This window comes from Jhaorihella thermophila (assembly GCF_900108275.1).
Taxonomy (GTDB): domain Bacteria; phylum Pseudomonadota; class Alphaproteobacteria; order Rhodobacterales; family Rhodobacteraceae; genus Jhaorihella; species Jhaorihella thermophila.
On record NZ_FNVD01000002.1, the window covers coordinates 285,040 to 303,693 of the forward strand.

Genomic DNA, 18,654 nt, shown 5'->3' on the forward strand with positions numbered 1-18,654 from the left:
TTTGGGCACCCGTTTCGGATCGGCTGCGCCGATCCGACCGATGCGAGGGGCGCTGCCCCTCGCGCTCCCCGGAGTATTTTCGGCAAGATGAAGACGCGGAAAGCAGTTCGGACCCTTTTCCCTTGCCCCGGAAAACGGCAGGACGACAGAGATCGGCTCCGACGGTCAGCAATAGCGTTCGGGGCCGACCCATTGCGCCGCGCTGTAGCGGTCGCCATGCGCCCACCCGACGGGCAGCACGCGTTCGATGCGTGCCATGTCGTCATCGGTCAGCTCGATTTCGGTGCCCCGCACCAGTTCACTGAAATGTTCGACCGACCGCGTGCCGGGGATCGGGATGACGTGATCGCCTTGCCGCAACAGCCACGCGATCGCCAGCGCCGCGGCCGGTTCGCCCATCTCGGCCGCCAACGCCCGGAAGCCGTCGGTGATCTTGAGGTTCGCCGACAGGTTCGGTTCCTGAAAACGCGGGTTGGTGGACAGCCACCCCAGCGTCGGGATCACCTCGGGCGCCAGCGGATGATCGGTCAGAAGCGACCTCCCCACCGGTGAAAAAGCCACCAGCGCCACGCCCAGTTCGGCGCAGGTCTGCACCAGCCCCAGTTCGGGCGCGCGCGTGGAGAGCGAGTATTCCGACTGCACCGCCGCCACGGGGTGCACCGCCATCGCCAGCCGCAGGCTGGAGGGGGCGATTTCGGAAAAGCCGATGGCACGGGTCTTGCCCGCGCGCACCAGCCGGGCGAGGTTTTCCGTCGCCTCTTCGACGGGGATGTTCGGGTCGCGGCGGTGGATATAGAACAGATCCACGCAGTCGATGCCCAGCCGCTCCAGCGACTTGTCCAGTTCCGCCTCCAGATGTGCGGCCGAGTTGTCGAAACAACGGTTGCCGTCCGAATCGCGGGTGATCGACGCCTTGGTGGCGATATGGAACCGGTCGCGCGCACCGGGATGGGCCTTGAGGTAGGAGCCGATGGCCCGTTCGGACCCGCCCATGCCATAGACGTTCGCCGTGTCCACATGGGTCACGCCCGCCTCCAGCGCGGCGTCAAGGATGGCGTGGCTGTGCGTCTCGTCGGTCGGGCCGTAGAAATCGGAAAACGACATCGCGCCGATGCCGATCGCCGAAACCTCGGGGCCGTCTGCCCCCATGCGCCGCATCTTCATGTCTCGCTCCCTTCCTTCGTGGCCTTCAACCGCTGCTCCACATGCGCCGCCGCTGCCGCGACCGCCTGTTCGATATCCATCTCGGAGGTGTCGATCACCACCGCGTCGGGCGCGATTTCCAGGGGCGCCGTGGCGCGTTCGCGGTCGCGTGCGTCTCGGGCTTCGACCTCGGCCAGCACCTGTTCCAGCGTCACGTCCGCCCCCTTTTCGCGCAGCTCCAGCCAGCGGCGGCGGGCGCGTTCCTTTGCGCTGGCGGTGATGAACAGCTTCACCTCGGCCTCGGGGCAGATCACCGTGCCGATGTCGCGCCCGTCAAGTACCGCGCCGCCTTCACGCCGGGCGAAGGACCGCTGGAAGTCCACCAGCGCCGCGCGCACCTGGGGAATCGCCGCAACCTTGCTGGCCGCTTCGGCCACGGCCTGGGTGCGCAGATCGCCGGCCTCAAGATCCTCCGGCCGAAGATCGCGCGCCGCCGCGACCGGATCGGCGCCGGCAAGAACCTTCGCACCCACCGCGCGATACAACAGCCCCGTGTCGAGATGCGCAAACCCGAACCGCTCCGCGATGGCGCGGGACACGGTGCCCTTGCCTGCCGCAGCCGGCCCGTCAATTGCCACGGTAAACCGCATCACCCCCTCCATTTCCGCCTCAGGCGCCGCGCCAGCGCCAGCAGCACAAGCCCCATCACGGCGCCGGTCAGCGCCGACTTGGTGACCGTCGCGCGACTTGCCGCCTCGATCATCGCATCGGTTGCCTCCGGCCCGGCGGCAAGCATCGCGGCAATCCGCAGGTTCTCGGCATAGTCCGCCAGCATCCCGCCCAGCACCGCCAGCATTAACACGACCCGCAATGGCCCGCGCCGAAACAGGGCCTTGACCGCCCCGGCCAGCACGGCGGCGAGCAAGGCCGGATAGACCCCATCCAATGCCCGTTGCGGCCCGGCATAGATCGCCCGGCCTTCGTCGCTCAGCGCCGCGAGAAAGGTGCGCGCCTCCTCCGCCGAATACCCCGTGGGCCGCAGGTCAAAGGGCAGCAGACCGCCCGCCTCTGCGGCAATCGCCGGAAGCGTCCACAGGACCATTGCAGCATATACGACCAGAGTCGCCGCGCAGAGAACCCAATATGCAACCCGCGCCGGACTCACGCCTCGGCCCGTTCGATTCGCGCGCCAAGGCCGCCCATCAACCCCTCGAAAATCGGGAATGACGTGGCGATCGGTCCGCCGTCATCCACCGACACCGGCGCCTTCGCCGCCATGCCGAGCACGAGAAACGACATCGCGATCCGATGATCCAGATGGCTGGCGCACACCGCCCCGCCGGGCACGCCGCCCGCACCGCGCCCGGTGACCGCCCACCAGTCCTCGCCCTCCTCGACCTCCACCCCGTTCGCGCGCAGCCCGGTGGCCATGGCGTCGATCCGGTCGCTTTCCTTCACGCGCAGCTCCTTGACGCCCCGCATCATGGTCCGTCCGCGCGCATTCGCCGCCACCACAGACAGGATCGGGTATTCGTCGATCATGCTGGCGGCGCGCTCGGGCGGAACCTCGATCCCCTCCATGTCGGGCGAATAGCGCGCACGCAGATCCGCTACCGGCTCGCCGCCCTCTTCGCGCTGGTTCTCATAGGTCAGGTCCGCCCCCATCTCGCGCAGCGTGGTGAACAGCCCCGCCCGGGTCGGGTTCAACCCGATGCCCGGCACCAGCACGTCCGATCCCGGAACGATCAGCGCCGCGCACACGGGGAACGCCGCACTCGACGGGTCGCGCGGAACGGCGATCACCTGCGGCTTCAGCTCCGGCTGCCCGGTCAGGGTGATGACGCGGCCTTCGCCGGTCTCCTCCACCGCGATCTCGGCGCCGAAACCGGCCAGCATCCGCTCGGTATGATCGCGCGTCGCCTCGCGCTCGATCACCACCGTCCGGCCCGGCGCGTTCAGCCCGGCCAGCAGCACCGCCGACTTCACCTGCGCCGATGGCACCGGCACCTCATAGCGCACCGGCACCGGGTCGGCCGCGCCCACGATCGTCATCGGCAACCGCCCGCCCGAGCGCCCCACCGCCCGCGCCCCGAACAGCGCCAGCGGATCGGTCACCCGCGCCATCGGCCGCTTGTTCAGGCTCGCATCTCCGGTAAAGGTCGCCACGATCGGCGAGGTCGCCATCGCCCCCATGATGAGCCGCACCCCGGTGCCCGAATTGCCGCAGTCGATCACCTGATCCGGCTCGGCGAACCCGCCGACGCCCACGCCATGGACCGACCAGTTGCCGCCGCCATGATCCACCACCTCGGCCCCAAAGGCCCGCATCGCGGCAGCCGTGTCCAGAACGTCCTGCCCCTCGAGCAGCCCCGAGATCCGCGTCTCGCCCACCGCCAGTGCCCCCAGGATCAGCGACCGATGCGAAATCGACTTGTCCCCCGGCACCTCGGCCACACCGCTCAAGGGACCACAGGGAGTGGAACGCATCGGGATCACGGAGCCATGAGACGACATCGGTATTCCTTTTTTCTTCTCGCCGTTCAGGGCTTACCCAATTGCCCCGCCCCGGTCCAGCAGCTAGGCCCCTGCTTTTTTCTGGTCCGAAATACCCAGGGAAGCGCGTCGCACCTTTGGTGCGTCTGCGGCGCAACGGGCAGCGCCCCTCGCCCACCAAACCGCCAAGGTTCCGGATCGCCGTTCGTGCCCGATGCCATGGGCCACCGGCCCCGCCTCCATCTCACCCCAGCCGCCGGAAGGTCAGGTAATGCGGCACCCGCCCCTCGCGCAGCGCCTTCTGTTCGTAGCGGGTCGAGATCCAGTCCTCCCAAGGCTCGCGCCAGTCGGCGGGACGCTCGGCCAGCCATTCGAACCCGGCCCTGGGCACTTCCTCCAGCGTCTGACGGACGTAATCGGGAATGTCCGTCGCCACCCGAAAGATCGCGCCGGGCTTCATCGCGCGGGCCAACGGCTCCAGATGCTCGGGCGTGACGAAGCGGCGGCGGTGATGCTTTTTCTTCGGCCACGGATCGGGATAGAGAAGGAACGCCCGCGAAATCGATGCCTCGGGCAGAACGTCCATCAGATCCCTCGCGTCGCCGGGATGGACCCGCACATTGGTCACCCCCGCCCGCCGGATCTTGCCCAGCAGCATCGCCACCCCGTTGATGAAGGGTTCGGCCCCGATGATGCCCACCTCGGGGTGCAGCGTGGCCTGATACACCATGTGCTCACCACCACCGAAGCCGACCTCCAGCCACACCTCGCGCCCGCCGAACAGCGCCTCCAGGTCCAGCGGCCTGCGCTCGGGGTTCACGTCCCACTCCACCGGCCCCGGCGAGAGTTTCGCGAGGTCTTCCTCCAGATAAGCGCGCTGGCTCTTCTTCAGGGTCTTGCCGCGAGTGCGGCCATAGAAGTTGCGATGCGGGCGTTCGGATGCTTGCGTCATGAGCCGCCATTTAGCGGCTGCCGCCGCCCTGGGCAACGCCCCGCCCTCATTCGGGGCGCACGATGCGGTTGCGCAGCACCCCGATCTTCTCGATCTCCAACTCCACCACGTCCCCCGGCGCCAGCCGCCTTCCCGTCTCCAGCCCGCAGCCGGTGCCCACCGTGCCCGAACCGATCACCTCACCGGGCCAGATCGTTTCCGAGGCCGAGACATGGGCAAGAATCGCGCCAAAATCGTGGTGCATGTCGGCGCTGGTGCCGCCACCCCAGATCTCGCCATTGACCCGCGCCTCCATCCTCAGCGCCACCGGGTGCCCCACCTCGTCGGCGGTCAGTATGAACGGACCCAGCGCGTTGCCGGTGTCGAAATCCTTGCCCTTGGCGGGGCCGAGCTGCCCGGCCATCTCGGCCATCTGCGCATCGCGCGCCGAGAAATCGTTCAGGATCGTGTAGCCAAAGATGTAGTCGGCCGCCTCCTCGGGGCGGATGTCCTTGCCGTGCCGGCCGATCACCGCAGCCAGTTCCAGCTCGATGTCCAGATGTTCGGAATAGGCCGGCCAGATCACGTCCGCCCCGTGTCCGACAAAGGACATGCGGTTGCCCTTGTAATAGATCGGCTGGTCATACCAGACCTGCGGGATCTCGAAGCGGCGGCCCGACAGGCGCCCGGCCTGGGCAAAGCTGTTCTTCAGATGCTCTTCGAACACCAGGCAGTCGCGGAACTGCACCGGCATCAGAGGCGGCAGAAAGGTAACCTCCTCGACGCGGATCACCGTCCGTCGATTGGCCCGGCGCAGCAGGTGGGTCGCCATCTCCAGCCCGTAATCGCCCTGGTCGATCACCTTCTGCATCGATGTGAACGTATCGGTTTCATAACGCGCCAGCTCCGCGGCGCGGTCGAGATCCATCAGCGTCTCGTCATCCAGCGCCGCGACCACCTTGACCTTGCCCTCGTGGAAAACCGTGCCCAGACGCATGGATCACTCCTCGAAAATGGCGACGGCGCGGGTAAAGCCTGCGCTGGCGCCCTTGATCTTGTAGGGAAAGCAGGAAATCGTGAACCCGGTCGGCGGCAACTGGTCGAGATTGGTCAGCTTCTCCATGTGGCAATAGCCGATCTCCATGCTGGCGCGGTGCCCTTCCCAGATGATCGACGGTTCGCCCGTCCTGGCATATTCTTGGGCGGTCAATGGAAACGGCGCATCCCAGCTCCAGGCATCGGTGCCGGTGACCCGCACTCCGCGCTCCAGCAGGTAGAGCGTCGCCTCGCGCCCCATCCCGCAGCCCTTGACCAGATAATCCGCTTTCCCATAGCGGTCCCCGGCCGAAGTGTTCACCACCACGATATCCAGCGGCTGCAATTCGTGACCGATCCGCTCCAGTTCGGCCTCGACATCCGCCGCGGAGACCACATAACCGTCCTCGAAATGTCGGAAATCCAGCTTCACGCCGGGATTGAAGCACCATTCCAGCGGCACTTCGTCGATTGTGATCGCGCGTTCTCCGCCGTTGATCGCGCGGTTCATGGTCGAATGATGATGCCAGGGCGCGTCCAGATGAGTGCCGTTGTGGGTGGCGATCCGCAACCGCTCGATCGCCCAGCCTTCGCCGCCCGGCAGATCCTCCCGCCGCAGCCCCGGAAAGAACGCCATCACCTGCTCTGCGGTCTGGTCATGGGTCATGTAGTCGATCTCGGGCAGCATGACCGGCGGGTCGGACACGATCCCGGTCTCCAGCGGCACGGACAGATCGACGAAACGGCGTGGCATGATCTCCTCCCCTTGTGGTTGCGCCCGAGCATACGCCGACCGGCCCGCGGGGCAAGACACATTCAAAAACCCGCAGAAAACCCCGGCCACCGGCCCGCTTCTTCATCTTGCGCCAAATACTCCGGGGGGTGCGGGGGGCAGCGCCCCCCGCATCGGTCGGATCGGCTAGGCCGATCCGAAACCCGCGCCTACGCCGCCTTTTCCACCCGCACCGCGGCAAACTTGAATTCGGGGATCTTGCCGAAGGGATCCAGCGCGGGATTGGTCAGGATGTTGGCCGCCGCTTCGACATAGGCAAAGGGGATGAACACCGTGTCGGGCGCCACCGCGCGATCCATCCGCGCCATCACCTCGACGCTGCCGCGCCGCGTGGTCAGCCGCACCATCCCGCCCGGCTCCACCCCCAGCTTGCGCAGGGTCGAGGGATGCATGGAACAGTTCGCCTCGGGCTCCACCGCGTCCAGCACCGCCGATCGCCGCGTCATGGTCCCGGTATGCCAGTGCTCCAGCTGGCGCCCCGTGATCAGCACGAACGGGTATTCCGCATCCGGCGTCTCGTCCGGCGGCAACACGTTGGCAGGGGTGAACCGCGCCCGCCCGCCGGCGCGGGGGAAGCCGTCGCCAAACACCACAGCCTGCCCCGGATCCTCGGGCGAGAGCGACGGATAGGTCACCGCCCCCTCGGCCTCGAGCCGCTCCCAGGTGATGTTGTCAAGCGATCCCATTCCGCGCTTCATCTCGGCAAAGATCTCGCGCGGATGGCCGTAGGACCAATCGAGCCCCAGCCGGTTCGCAAGATCGGTGATGATCCGCCAGTCCTCGCGCGCCTGCCCCGGCGGCGGCACGGCGGGGCGGCCCATCTGCACCTGCCGGTTGGTATTGGTCACGGTCCCGGTCTTTTCCGGCCAGGCACTGGCGGGCAGGATCACGTCGGCAAACATCGCCGTTTCAGTCAAAAAGATGTCCTGCACTACGAGATGCTCAAGCTTTGCCAGCGCCGCCCGGGCATGATCCACGTCCGGGTCGGACATCGCCGGATTCTCGCCCATGATATACATGCCGCGGATGTCGCCGGCATGGATCGCGTCCATGATCTCGACCACGGTCAGGCCCTTTTCGGCGCTGAAGTCCTCGCCGCTCCAGACGCCGCCCCAGATCTGGACGAAGCGGCGGCGGATGTCGGCATCGGTCACGGTCTGGTAGTCGGGCAGGAACATCGGAATGAGGCCCGCATCCGACGCCCCCTGCACGTTGTTCTGACCTCGCAGCGGATGCAGCCCGGTGCCGGGACGCCCCACATTGCCGGTCATCAGCGCCAGGCTGATGAGACAGCGCGCATTGTCGGTGCCATGCACATGCTGGCTCACACCCATGCCCCAGAAGATCATGCCGGCACGGCCCTTGGCAAAGGTCCGCGCCGCGGCGCGAATCTCCTCGGCCGGGATGCCGCAATGCTCGGCCATCTTCTCGGGCGGAAAGCCCTTCAGATGCGTCTTCATCTCCTCCCAGTTCTCGGTGAACCGGGCGATGTAATCGGCGTCATAAAGCTCTTCCTCGACGATGACATGCATCATCGCGTTGAGCAGCGCCACATCCGCGCCGGGCTTGAATTGCAGCCGGTGCGCGGCGAACCTGCCCAGCCCCACGCCGCGCGGGTCGGCCACGATCAGCTTGCCGCCGCGGCGGGCGAACTGCTTGAAATAGGTGGCCGCGACAGGGTGGTTCTCGATCGCGTTCGAGCCGATGATAAGCGCCACGTCAGCGTTCTCGATCTCGTTGAAGGTCGCCGTCACCGCGCCGGATCCGACGTTTTCCAGCAGCGCCGCCACCGAGGACGCATGACAAAGCCGCGTGCAGTGGTCCACGTTGTTGTGACCGAACCCCTGCCGGATCAACTTCTGGAACAGATAGGCCTCTTCGTTCGATCCCTTGGCCGACCCGAAGCCCGCGACATAGGTGCCCTTCTGCGCGCGCAACTCCGCCAGCCCCTTGGCCGCGTATTCCAGCGCCTCCTCCCAAGTCGCCTCGCGGAAATGGGTCAGAGGGTTTGCCGGATCGACGTTCAGCCCCTTGGGCGGTGCGTCCTCACGCCGGATCAGGGGTTTCGTCAGCCGGTGCGGGTGGTGGATGTAGTCGAAACCGAACCGCCCCTTGACGCAGAGCCGGTTTTCGTTGGCCGGGCCATCCAGCCCCTCGACATAGCGGATGCGCCCGTCCTTGACCTTGAAACTCAACTGGCAACCGACACCGCAGAAGGGGCAGACGCTGGCAACCTCTTCGTCGTAATCCGCGCGGTCGCCGACCTGCGCGTCATCCACGACCGCCGCCGGCATCAGCGCACCGGTGGGACAGGCCTGCACGCATTCGCCGCAGGCCACGCAGGTGGAGGCGCCCATCGGGTCGCGCTGATCAAAGGCGATGAGCGCATCGAACCCCCGCCCCGACATGCCGATCACGTCGTTGCACTGCACCTCGCGGCAGGCACGGACGCACAGATTGCAGTGGATGCAGGCATCCAGATTCACCCGCATCGCCACATGGCTGTCGTCCAGCAGCGGAACCCGGTCCGCGGGGCGCGGGGGAAAGCGGCTTTCGCCGACGCCGTTCGCCTTTGCCATTTCCGCGAAATGCGACGAGGCATCATGCGGCGGCGCGGGCTGGTCGGCGGCCAGCAGTTCCACCACCATCGCGCGGGCTTTCGCCGCCCGCGCGCTGTCGGTACTGACAACCATGCCGTCCTCGGCCGGCCGGATGCAGGAGGCAACCAGCGTGCGCTCGCCCTCGACCTCGACCATGCAGGCACGGCAGTTGCCGTCGGGGCGATAACCCGGCGCCGGCTTGTGGCAGAGATGCGGAATGGTCAGGCCGCGGCCGTTCGCGGCCTCCCAGACGGTCCAGCCCCGGGGCACGGTGACCTTTTCGCCGTTCAGGGTGAAGGTGACGGTGTCTTTTCCGGCGTCAAGCATTACAACTCCTCCCCGAAATGTTTGATGGCCAACCGGATCGGGTTCGGCGCGGCCTGCCCCAGCCCGCAGATCGAGGCATCGGCCATCACCTGGCAGAGTTCCTCCAGCAGGCCCTGATCCCAGCGGTCGGCCTGCATCAGCTGCACCGCCTTGGCGCAGCCCACCCGGCAGGGGGTGCACTGGCCACAGCTTTCATCCTCGAAAAAGCGCAGCATGTTCAGCGCCGCCTCGCGCACCGAATCCTTGTCCGACAGCACCACCACCGCGGCCGAACCGATAAAGCTCCCGTGCGGTTGCAGCGTGTCGAAATCGAGCGGCACGTCATCCAGCGTCGCGGGCAATATCCCCGAGGACGGCCCGCCCGGCTGCCAGGCGCGGAATTCGTGCCCCTCGGCCATGCCGCCGGCGGCCTCGATCACATCGCGGATGGTGGACCCCGCCGGCAGCAGATAGACCCCCGGTTTCGCCACCCGCCCCGAGACGGAATAGCTGCGCAGGCCCCGGCGGCCGTTCTTTACCACGCCGCCGAAAACCTCCGGCCCCTCGCGGCAGATGCGCCCGACCCAGTAGAGCGTTTCGACATTGTTCACCAGCGTCGGGCGGCCGAACACGCCCACCTGCGCGACGAAGGGCGGGCGGTGGCGCGGCAGGCCGCGCTTGCCCTCGATCGATTCGATCATCGCGGATTCTTCACCGCAGATATAGGCCCCGGCGCCGCGCCGCAGGTCGATGTAGCCGGGCGCGACGATGCCCGCCCGCTCCAGCGCGGCGATCTCTTCGCGCAGGATATGCAGCACGGCGGGATATTCGTCGCGCATGTAGATGAAGACCTTTTCGGCCTCGATCACCCAGGCGGCGATCAGCGCGCCTTCGAGAAACAGATGCGGCGTGCGCTCCAGATAGTAACGGTCCTTGAAGGTGCCCGGCTCGCCCTCGTCCCCGTTCACCGCCAGATAGCGCGGCCCCGGCTCGGCCCGGACGAACTGCCACTTGCGGCCCGACGGGAAACCGGCCCCGCCCAGACCCCGCAGGCCCGAAGACAGGACGGTTTCGGCGACCGCCTCCGGGTCGCCCTCGCGGCGCAGGCGTTCCAGTTGTTCGTATCCTCCCGCCGCCCGGTAGGCCTCGAAGCCTTCGTAATCGGGGATGATGGGCGAGAAATCCCCGGCGGCGATCACCTCTTGCACCTTCTCGGGCGTGGCGTGATCGACATGGCGATGCCCGACCTCGGCCACCGGCGCGGTGTCGCAGCGGCCCATGCAGGGGGCCCGCAGGACGCGCACCTCGGACGGATCCAGCCCGCTTTCCAGCGCGTCGCGCAACTGCCGGGCCCCGGCCATCTCGCAGCTGAGCGAATCGCAGACCCGGATGGTCAGGGCCGGTGGCGGGGTCTCGCCCTCTTTCACCACGTCGAAATGGGCGTAGAAGGTGGCGACCTCGTAGACCTCGGCCTGAGACAGTTTCATCTCGGCGGCCAGCGCGGCGATGTGATCGGCGGACAGGTGGCCGAATGCGTCCTGCACCAGGTGCAGAAACTCGATCAGCAGGTCGCGGCGGCGCGGCCGGTCGCCCAGAAGGCGCTGGATGTCGGCCATCGCGGCATCGGAATACTGCCGCCCCTTGGGCGTGCGCCGGCCCTTGCCCCGGCCCGATTTCCAGACCCCCGCCCGTTCGTCCAATGGTGCCATGCTGTCCTCCAAGCCTCGCGCGTGGCCGTCGCCCGCCTCGGGATACCGCCGAATGCGACGCGAAAATTGCCCGTTAGCGAACACTTGCCACACTAAAGGCGTCACCTGGTCATGCAACAAAGGCGTCACCTGGTCATGCAACAGGTCCGACAACCCGCCGCGGCCTCGCGTCCAGAGTCGGGCGCGCCGATTGGAACCGCCTGTCGCGCATCCGGCACGAAACGATGCAGTCGAGAAACATCTTTTCTGCCCGCCACCTCTTGGCTTTCGCCAACTGCTCATATTAGGATGTTGGAATATCAATACCGGAGGCCGGACCGCCCATGAAGAAAGTCATTCTCGCCCGTCTTTCCACCATCCCCGTGGCCGGGGTTCATCCCGATCTCGTGCTGTCGGGGATGATCACCGAACGCGACGTGGCCATCGACGGCGGCAAGGTCGTTATCTCGGTGAACATCCCCGAAAGTTTCAAGGGCGATCTGGCCGAGTTGAAACAGGCCATCGAGGACAAGCTGGCCGGGCTGGACGGCATCGACAACCTTCTGGTCGTGATGACGGCCGAGCGTCCCGCGCCCAAGGCACCCGAGCCGCCCAAGCTCAAGAAACGCCCGACCGAGGCGCCGGGTCGCGACATGCGCCCGCTGTCGGCCCCGGTGCCGGGGATCAAGACCATCGTCGCCGTGGCCTCGGGCAAGGGCGGGGTGGGCAAGTCCACCACCGCCGTCAATCTCGCGCTTGCGCTGGCATCGCTTGGGCTGAAGGTGGGGCTTCTGGATGCTGACATCTACGGACCGTCGCTGCCGCGGTTGATGGACATACACGACCGCCCGGCGATCGAGGACGACCGCGTGATCCCGATCGAGAAATACGGGATCAAGACCATGTCCATGGGATTCCTGATGGAAGAGGACAACCCGGTGATCTGGCGCGGGCCGATGGTGGTGTCGGCGCTGATGCAGATGACGCGCGAGGTGGACTGGGGCGAACTGGACGTGATGGTGCTGGACATGCCGCCGGGCACGGGCGATGCGCAGCTCACCATGGCCCAGCAGGTGCCGCTGCAGGGGGCGGTGATCGTGTCCACGCCGCAGGACCTGGCGCTGATCGACGCCCGCAAGGGGTTGAAGATGTTCAAGAACGTGGACGTGCCGATCTTTGGCATCATCGAGAACATGTCCACCTTTGTCTGCCCGCATTGCGGCGGGGAATCGCATATCTTCGGCCATGGCGGCGCGGAACAGGACGCGCACCGGCTGGGAGTGCCGTTTCTTGGCGCGATCCCACTCGACATGGCGATCCGCGAGAACTCGGACGCCGGCACGCCGGTCGTGGTGTCGCAGCCCGACGGACCGCATGCCCAGGCCTATCGCAAGATCGCGATGAACGTGGCTGCGCGACTGTTCCCCGAGGCGGACGAGGACTGAGCGCCCCGCGCCGGCATCGACGCGCCAGGAACATCGGGGCCCGGGGTTCGACGCTCGGAACCTCTGATTTGACGTCTTGTGCCTTGACCCTTCGGCCTGGCTCAGACCCAGGCTTCCATGATCTTCATGCCGATGATCCCGCCGATCACGATGAAGGCGAAGGTGATGAACGACCCCATCGCCAATGTCGAGACCCCGGTGACTGCCTGGCCGATCGTGCAGCCCAGCGCCACCACGCCGCCGACGCCCATCAGGATCGCGCCGACAAGGTTGCGCAGCGTGTCCTGCGCGTCGGAAAACGTTGCCAGGTGGAACCGGCCCTGCGTAACCGCACCGATGAACGCCCCGATCAGCGCACCGACCGTGGTGGTGACGGCAAAGCTGGGCGCCTCGAATGCGGTAAAGCGCATGAAGTAGTCGATGGAATCGCCAGCGGGCCGCACATAGCTGAGCGAGGCCAGCGTCGGGTTGTCGGCGAACTCGTCGAAGGTGATCGCGGTCAGCAGCCAGCCCGCGACCACGCACAACCCGACACCGAGGCCCGCGATCACATGCGGGGCCGAGCTGCGGAATCCCTTGTCCTTGAAGCACCACAGCAGGATCGCGCCGGCGATCCCAAGCACGCTGATCAACCCCGCCGTGGCCGCGTCGATGCCGGTCAGGCTGGCCAGCACGCTGCCGACCCGCTGGTCGGCCAGACCGAATTCGCCCAGATCCGTGGTCATCGCGCCGACCACCGCCACCCGCGCGGGACCGAACAGCCCGCCGATGGTCATGTAGGCAGTCCCCCCGATCAGCCACAGCACGATCAGCGACCGCAAGTCGCCGCTGCCCGCGCGAACGAGGTTCCTGGACACGCAACCGCCCGAGAACACCATGCCAATCCCGAAGATCAGCCCGCCCAGCATATGCCCGCCCCAGGCGAAGGTCGGCGAGACATATATGCTGAAGCTCATATCGGCGATTCCGGCGCGTTCCAGAAAAAAGACGCCGATGATCGCCACCGCAGAGGACGTGAGCCAGGATCGGAACCGCCGATAGTCGCCAAAGGACATTATGTCCGAGATCGATCCCATCGTGCAGAAATTCGTGCGCTGGATGATGAAGCCGAATATTGCGCCGATCGCCAGCCCGCCCCACAGGATCCATGTGGAGGCATTCTCGACAGCGGCTTCCCTCAGGCTTTCCATGTTCTTGTCGTTCCCTGTTGCACAGGCGCGGCACGCCCGCTTCCTCCCTCGGCCACATCGCGCGGGGTCTCAAAATCACTTATTAGCATGTTTGAGTATTTCGTCTGCAAGAATCTTTTCCGAATCTTTTCCGGCGCGTCAGGATCGCGCGTCAAGCCGCCCGGCGCCGCGCCGCCGGCTCGGACCCGAAGGGATTGCTCGCTTGACCGGTCACAGAACATTCAATTATGCTAATATGAATGGCAAAGCGAAGCGACCATGGGAGGAGAGCCGATGCTGGATGCTGCGCAGCTGGAAAACAGCAAGAGCATGTCGATTATCGTGACCAAGGGGTCGCTCGACTGGGCCTATCCGCCCTTCATCCTGGCGTCCACCGCGGCGTCGATGGATCTGGAGGTGACGATGTTCTTTACCTTCTACGGGCTGCCGCTGCTCAAGAAGGAGATGAACCCCAAATTCACGACCGTCGGCAACGCGGCGATGGAAATGCCGATGATGGGCACCCATATCGCAATGCCCAACATCGTGGGCGTGCTGCCGGGCGTGGGCGCCATGGCCGGCACGATGATGAAGAATCTCATGGCCAAGAAGGGCGTCGCTCCGCTGGAGGACCTGCGCGAGGCCTGCGTGGAACTCGACGTGCGCATGATCGCCTGCCAGATGACCATGGACCTGTTCGAATACTCGCCCGAAGACATGATTGACGGGATCGAGCTTGGCGGCGCCGCCACCTATATCGAGACCGCCTCGAAATCCGACATCAACCTTTTCATCTGACGACTGATCGCGACTCTGAAAGGAACTGACCGAATGGCTGAACAGACGCTCAATGCCGAAGGGCTGAACTGCCCGCTGCCCATCATCAAGGCCAAGAAGATGCTCAAGACCATGGCGCCGGGCGACGTACTGAACGTGCGCGCCACCGATCCCGGCTCGGTCGCCGACTTTGCCGCCTTCTGCAACCAGACCGGCAACGAATTGCTCAGCTCGGGCTCCGAAGGCGAGGTCTATACCTTCCAGATCAAGCGCGGCTGAACCCGCGCGCGCCATTCGGCACCCGTCCGGCGCGGCGGGTGCCTTTTCATTGCGCGGGTCACGTCCGGCCCGTCCGGCAGCGAGCCACGAAATCCAGAAACCCCGGCACCCAGGGGATGTTGGCCGAGTTGCGCAGATGGGTGAAGCCCGCGATCGTGTTGTGGATCAGCACGCCGTCATGACGACCGTCGATGCCGGTGCCGCGCTGCATCTTGCGCACAAAGACGGTGTCTTCGGGCAGCCCCTCGATGCTGGCATAGTGGAACTCGTGCGCCCTGACGGTGCAACCGTCGCCCTTCCAGGGGCAGGCCTCGGTGGCGGCGAATTCGACATATCCGCGCCCCTGCGGTCGGCGGTGCATGACCGCACGGCCCGGCACCAGCCCCACCATCGGCGCGGTCTCGCCGTTCCAAGTGATCGTTTCGCACAGATACATCAGCCCGCCGCATTCGGCATAGCACGGCAGCCCCGCCTGCAACGCGCTGCGGATCGCGCCGCGCATCCGGGCGTTCTCGGCCAGCTCGCGCATCCGCATCTCGGGAAAGCCCCCGCCGATGAACAGCCCGTCAATGTCGGGAAGGGACACGTCATGCAGCGCGTCGATGGGCACGATCTGCGCCCCTTCCGCCTCCATCGCCTCGAGATCGTCGGGATAGTAGAACCCGAAGGCCGCATCGCGCAGCACGCCGATCCTGAGCCCCGGCCAGCGCGGCGGTTCCGTGCGCTTCGACGGGGATGCGTCCAAGGGCGGGGCGGCGCGCGCGATCCTGCGCAAGCGGTCAAGATCGACCGACTCGGCCATGATCTCGCCGAAGGCGGCGATCTTCGCCTCGACGCCCGCCGACTCCGCCGGGGTGGTCAGGCCAAGGTGGCGCTCTCCGATGTCGAGCCGCGCCGAACGCCGGACGCTGCCGATCACGGGAATGTCGGAATAGGTCTCGACCGCCGCGCGCAGCTTGGCTTCGTGCCGCGCCCCGCCCACGCGGTTCAGGATCAACCCGGCGATGTTCACCTCGGTGTCAAAGGCCCTGTATCCGACCAGCAGCGGCGCGATCCCGCGCGTCATGCCCAGCGTGTCGATCACCAGCACCACCGGCAAATCCAGCAGCTTGGCCAGCGCGGCGTTTGAATCCGTCCCCTCGACGCAAACCCCGTCGTAAAGCCCCTTGTTCGCTTCGACCAGCGACAGCTCCCGCGCCCGCGAGGCGAAGAAAGGCGCGATCCGGTCGGTCTCCATAGTGTTGAAGTCGAGGCTGTAGCAGGGCGTGCCAGAGGCCATCGACAGCCACATCGGGTCTATATAGTCGGGGCCCTTCTTGAAGGTGCCGATGTCGTCTCCGGCGGCACGAAACGCCGCCGCCAGCCCCGTGGACACGACCGTCTTGCCCGACGATTTGTGCGCTGCGGCGATCATGAAGCGGGAAAAGGCGGTCATACCGCCCCCTTCGCCGGCGGCAGTTCACTGCCGGCGAGCCGTTCGCCGCCCCCGCCGCAGCCAGAGTTAACCACGCATGGGACGAAGGATCGGGCTTGGTGGCGCATGTCCGGCCTACGAACCCGAGTTCGTGCCGATATTCGCATCCGACAGGTTGGTCGGCAAAATCCGCAGCACCTTGGCCCCCAGCCCGGTGGCGAACAGCGCGATCGCGACCCCGCCCAGCCCCAGCAGCAGCTCGGGCCAGCGCGGCGCATAGGCGTTCACCACGCCATCGCTGAAGCTGGACGACACCTCGTAGCCGGGGAAGATCTGCAACGGATAGGCCTGGCCCCCGATCACGATCACATAGATCTGGGCCAGCCCCCCCAGCACGACGAGGATCGAGGTCAACACCGGGGTCGAAGACGCCCCCGCCGTCGCTGGATGCCAGATCAACAGCATGGGCAAGAGCCCCCCGATGACCACCTGTCCAAGCCAGAAGGCCCAAGTGTAGACGCCACCTTCCAGCAGGGTGAAGCGTTCGAACCCGCCATGTTCGGCGGCGTAGAGATTGGTCATGTGCTGGACGGCGGTGAAATACAGCACCACCGCGCAGAAGATCGCCAGAAGCCGCGCGAACCTGCGCATCAGCGCCTCGCCCAGGGGGCGGCCATCCAGCCGGAACAACACCGTCAGCACGAGGATGAACACCGCCAATCCGAAACTGAACGACATGGCGATGAACAGCGGCGCCATGATTGCGGCATCATAGCCGGGTCGCGCCACCAGCCAGCCAAAGATCGACCCGGTGCCGGTGGTCAGCGCCAGCCGCCAGAGAAAGGCCAGCATTCCCATGTGCCTGACATATCGCGTGGGCGCGCCGCGGGCCATCTGGGTGAAGAGATAGGCAATGACGACTCCCATGAACCCGGTGTAGAGGAAGATGTTCCAAGCAAAGATCGAGCTGAAATTGTAACGGGTCATCGCCACGATCAGCCGGTCGGGGCGGCCCAGGTCCAGCACCAGAACCGCCAGTCCTCCGGCCAGCAGCGCGACCGCCAGCACGCCGGACAGCCGCGCGACGGGCTTGCAGTGGGTCTTGCCGAATACCGACGCCATCGACGCCACGTTCAGCGCCCCCGAGGCGGCGACGATCAGAAAGATCGCGAATACATGCGGCAGGCCCCAGACGATCTGGTTGTTCATGCCGGTGACGATGTGGCCGTGATGTTCGACATAGACGACCGAGGCCAACATCGCGGCGATGAACGCGCCCAGCAGGATGGCCGCCTGCCACAGCTGCGGCGTGGTCTTGAGTTCGCGATAGATCGTCCGTTCCATGGGCTGGACCTCTTCAGATATTCGAATACCGCACGCCCGGATTCAGTTCGAGATCGGGCCGCAGCGCAACCGATGGATAGTCCGCCAGCCGCTTCGATATCTCGCTGTCGGGATCCTTCAGATCGCCAAAGATGATCGCGCCCTTGCCGGTGGCGGCGCAGGCCTCTACGCAGGCCGGCGTGCCGCCGGCATCCACGCGATGCACGCACAGGGTGCAGCTTTCCACCGTGCCCATGCCGCGCGGGGCGTTCTCGCTCTGGTTCACAAGCGGTTCATGCACGAAGGACCGCGCCTTGAACGGGCAGGCCATCATGCAATAGCGGCAGCCGATGCAGATATGCTTGTCCACGAGCACAATGCCGTCGGCGCGCTTGAACGAGGCGCCGGTTGGGCAGACATCGACGCAGGGCGGCTCCTCGCAATGCTGGCACATGACCGGCATGGATACCTCGCGCCCCGTCGCCTTGTGCTTCAGCGTCACCTTGCGGATCCACTGGGCATCGGTCGAGGGGTTGCCGTCATCCTTCCAGCCGTTTTCGGTCTGGCAGGCGCGCACGCAGGCGTCGCAGTCGGGATCGCAGCGGTTCACGTCGATCAAGAGGCCCCAACGTTTGCCCGCATCGGCCCGCGCCTGCGCCTCGGACCCGCCAAAAGCGATCAAGGTCACGCCCGGCGCCAGCGTTGCTGTCGCCACCGCCGCGCCGCTGCGCAGAAAGTCGCGGCGGTTGATCTCGGCGCCCTTTTCGCGTCCCTTGTCGCAACCGCAGCTCATCGCGATCCCTCCCTGTCGGTGCCGGTGGTTTCCTCCAGCCACGCGGCGATCCTGCGCGCACGGCCGTCGAGCCCCGCATGTTCCACCGCAGTTTCATCCACGCCCTCGGGGGTCGAGCGGTGGCACATGAAACAATCCACCTTGACCGCCGCATAATCGTGACAGGTCCGGCAGAAATGCCGTTCGTCCGCATAGGTGACGACTTGTCCCGCCTGGTCCTTCGCCGCATGACAGTCGAAACAGGCCTTTAGGCTGGCCTGCACCTGTCTGTCACCCTGGTGCATGGTCAGATCGCGGTCGTGCCTCAGCATGTCCGGGTGATATTTGCGCCAATACGCATTGCCCTCGGGGTGCGGGTCGCCCGTAGCCTTGGGGATCTCCGGCCAGAGCGACGACCGCTCTTCGGTCAGGCCGGGCCCGACCCAGCCGAAGGCAAGCGTCAGCATCAGCAGGATCCGCCCCATG

General features: G+C 66.2%; 17 protein-coding genes. 3 read left to right on the forward strand and 14 right to left on the reverse strand.

Annotated elements, in window-relative coordinates; translation table 11 throughout:
- Positions 1-165 precede the first annotated feature (165 nt).
- The 9 genes from C4S70_RS04530 to C4S70_RS04570 form a co-directional block, all read right to left on the reverse strand.
- Positions 166-1,164: an aldo/keto reductase gene (locus C4S70_RS04530; RefSeq protein WP_104006901.1), complete on the reverse strand. Its 999-nt coding sequence runs from the start codon at positions 1,162-1,164 to the stop codon at positions 166-168.
- Complete coding sequence (gene cmk / locus C4S70_RS04535; protein ID WP_104006993.1) at positions 1,161-1,793, reverse strand: (d)CMP kinase; 633 nt, start codon at positions 1,791-1,793, stop codon at positions 1,161-1,163. The genes C4S70_RS04530 and cmk overlap by 4 nt, the downstream gene beginning before the upstream one ends.
- Positions 1,793-2,245, reverse strand: a complete 453-nt coding sequence (locus C4S70_RS04540) for a hypothetical protein (RefSeq protein WP_104006902.1) — start codon at positions 2,243-2,245, stop codon at positions 1,793-1,795. The genes cmk and C4S70_RS04540 overlap by 1 nt, the downstream gene beginning before the upstream one ends.
- Before the next feature lie 59 nt (positions 2,246-2,304).
- Complete coding sequence (gene aroA / locus C4S70_RS04545) at positions 2,305-3,657, reverse strand: 3-phosphoshikimate 1-carboxyvinyltransferase (RefSeq protein ID WP_104006903.1); 1,353 nt, start codon at positions 3,655-3,657, stop codon at positions 2,305-2,307.
- Between the two features lie 223 nt (positions 3,658-3,880).
- Positions 3,881-4,588, reverse strand: coding sequence for a tRNA (guanine(46)-N(7))-methyltransferase TrmB (gene trmB, locus C4S70_RS04550; protein ID WP_104006904.1), 708 nt, complete (start codon positions 4,586-4,588; stop codon positions 3,881-3,883).
- Positions 4,589-4,634: 46 nt separating this feature from the next.
- Positions 4,635-5,564, reverse strand: a complete 930-nt coding sequence (locus tag C4S70_RS04555) for a fumarylacetoacetate hydrolase family protein (RefSeq protein ID WP_104006905.1) — start codon at positions 5,562-5,564, stop codon at positions 4,635-4,637.
- Between the two features lie 3 nt (positions 5,565-5,567).
- Positions 5,568-6,356, reverse strand: a complete 789-nt coding sequence (locus tag C4S70_RS04560) for a cyclase family protein (protein WP_104006906.1) — start codon at positions 6,354-6,356, stop codon at positions 5,568-5,570.
- Positions 6,357-6,544: 188 nt separating this feature from the next.
- Positions 6,545-9,322 (reverse strand): formate dehydrogenase subunit alpha, encoded by a 2,778-nt coding sequence (gene fdhF / locus C4S70_RS04565; RefSeq protein ID WP_104006907.1) that lies wholly within the window; start codon positions 9,320-9,322, stop codon positions 6,545-6,547.
- Complete coding sequence (locus C4S70_RS04570) at positions 9,322-11,010, reverse strand: NAD(P)H-dependent oxidoreductase subunit E (RefSeq protein WP_104006994.1); 1,689 nt, start codon at positions 11,008-11,010, stop codon at positions 9,322-9,324. The genes fdhF and C4S70_RS04570 overlap by 1 nt, the downstream gene beginning before the upstream one ends.
- Positions 11,011-11,333: 323 nt before the next feature.
- Between C4S70_RS04570 and C4S70_RS04575 the strand changes: the two genes are divergently transcribed.
- Positions 11,334-12,434: an Mrp/NBP35 family ATP-binding protein gene (locus tag C4S70_RS04575; RefSeq protein WP_104006908.1), complete on the forward strand. Its 1,101-nt coding sequence runs from the start codon at positions 11,334-11,336 to the stop codon at positions 12,432-12,434.
- 101 nt (positions 12,435-12,535) lie between these two features.
- Here the strand turns inward: C4S70_RS04575 and C4S70_RS04580 are convergent, their stop codons facing one another.
- Complete coding sequence (locus C4S70_RS04580) at positions 12,536-13,624, reverse strand: YeeE/YedE family protein (protein WP_104006909.1); 1,089 nt, start codon at positions 13,622-13,624, stop codon at positions 12,536-12,538.
- 273 nt (positions 13,625-13,897) lie between these two features.
- Between C4S70_RS04580 and dsrE2 the strand changes: the two genes are divergently transcribed.
- Positions 13,898-14,401 (forward strand): sulfur carrier protein DsrE2, encoded by a 504-nt coding sequence (dsrE2, locus tag C4S70_RS04585; RefSeq protein ID WP_104006910.1) that lies wholly within the window; start codon positions 13,898-13,900, stop codon positions 14,399-14,401.
- A 33-nt stretch (positions 14,402-14,434) separates the two neighbouring features.
- Entirely contained in the window at positions 14,435-14,659 is a 225-nt protein-coding gene (locus C4S70_RS04590) for a sulfurtransferase TusA family protein (RefSeq protein WP_104006911.1), read from the forward strand.
- A gap of 58 nt (positions 14,660-14,717) precedes the next feature.
- Here C4S70_RS04590 and C4S70_RS04595 read toward each other — a convergent pair whose 3' ends face one another.
- From C4S70_RS04595 to C4S70_RS04610, 4 genes are all read right to left on the reverse strand, one after another.
- Entirely contained in the window at positions 14,718-16,094 is a 1,377-nt protein-coding gene (locus tag C4S70_RS04595; protein WP_104006912.1) for a cobyrinate a,c-diamide synthase, read from the reverse strand.
- Positions 16,095-16,208: 114 nt separating this feature from the next.
- Entirely contained in the window at positions 16,209-17,417 is a 1,209-nt protein-coding gene (gene nrfD / locus C4S70_RS04600) for an NrfD/PsrC family molybdoenzyme membrane anchor subunit (protein ID WP_104006913.1), read from the reverse strand.
- A gap of 13 nt (positions 17,418-17,430) precedes the next feature.
- Positions 17,431-18,189, reverse strand: a complete 759-nt coding sequence (gene dsrO / locus C4S70_RS04605; protein ID WP_104006914.1) for a sulfate reduction electron transfer complex DsrMKJOP subunit DsrO — start codon at positions 18,187-18,189, stop codon at positions 17,431-17,433.
- Positions 18,186-18,653 carry a hypothetical protein gene (locus C4S70_RS04610; RefSeq protein ID WP_104006915.1) on the reverse strand — a complete coding sequence of 156 codons (468 nt, stop codon included), beginning with the start codon at positions 18,651-18,653 and terminating at the stop codon, positions 18,186-18,188. The genes dsrO and C4S70_RS04610 overlap by 4 nt, the downstream gene beginning before the upstream one ends.
- Between the last annotated feature and the right edge of the window lies 1 nt (position 18,654).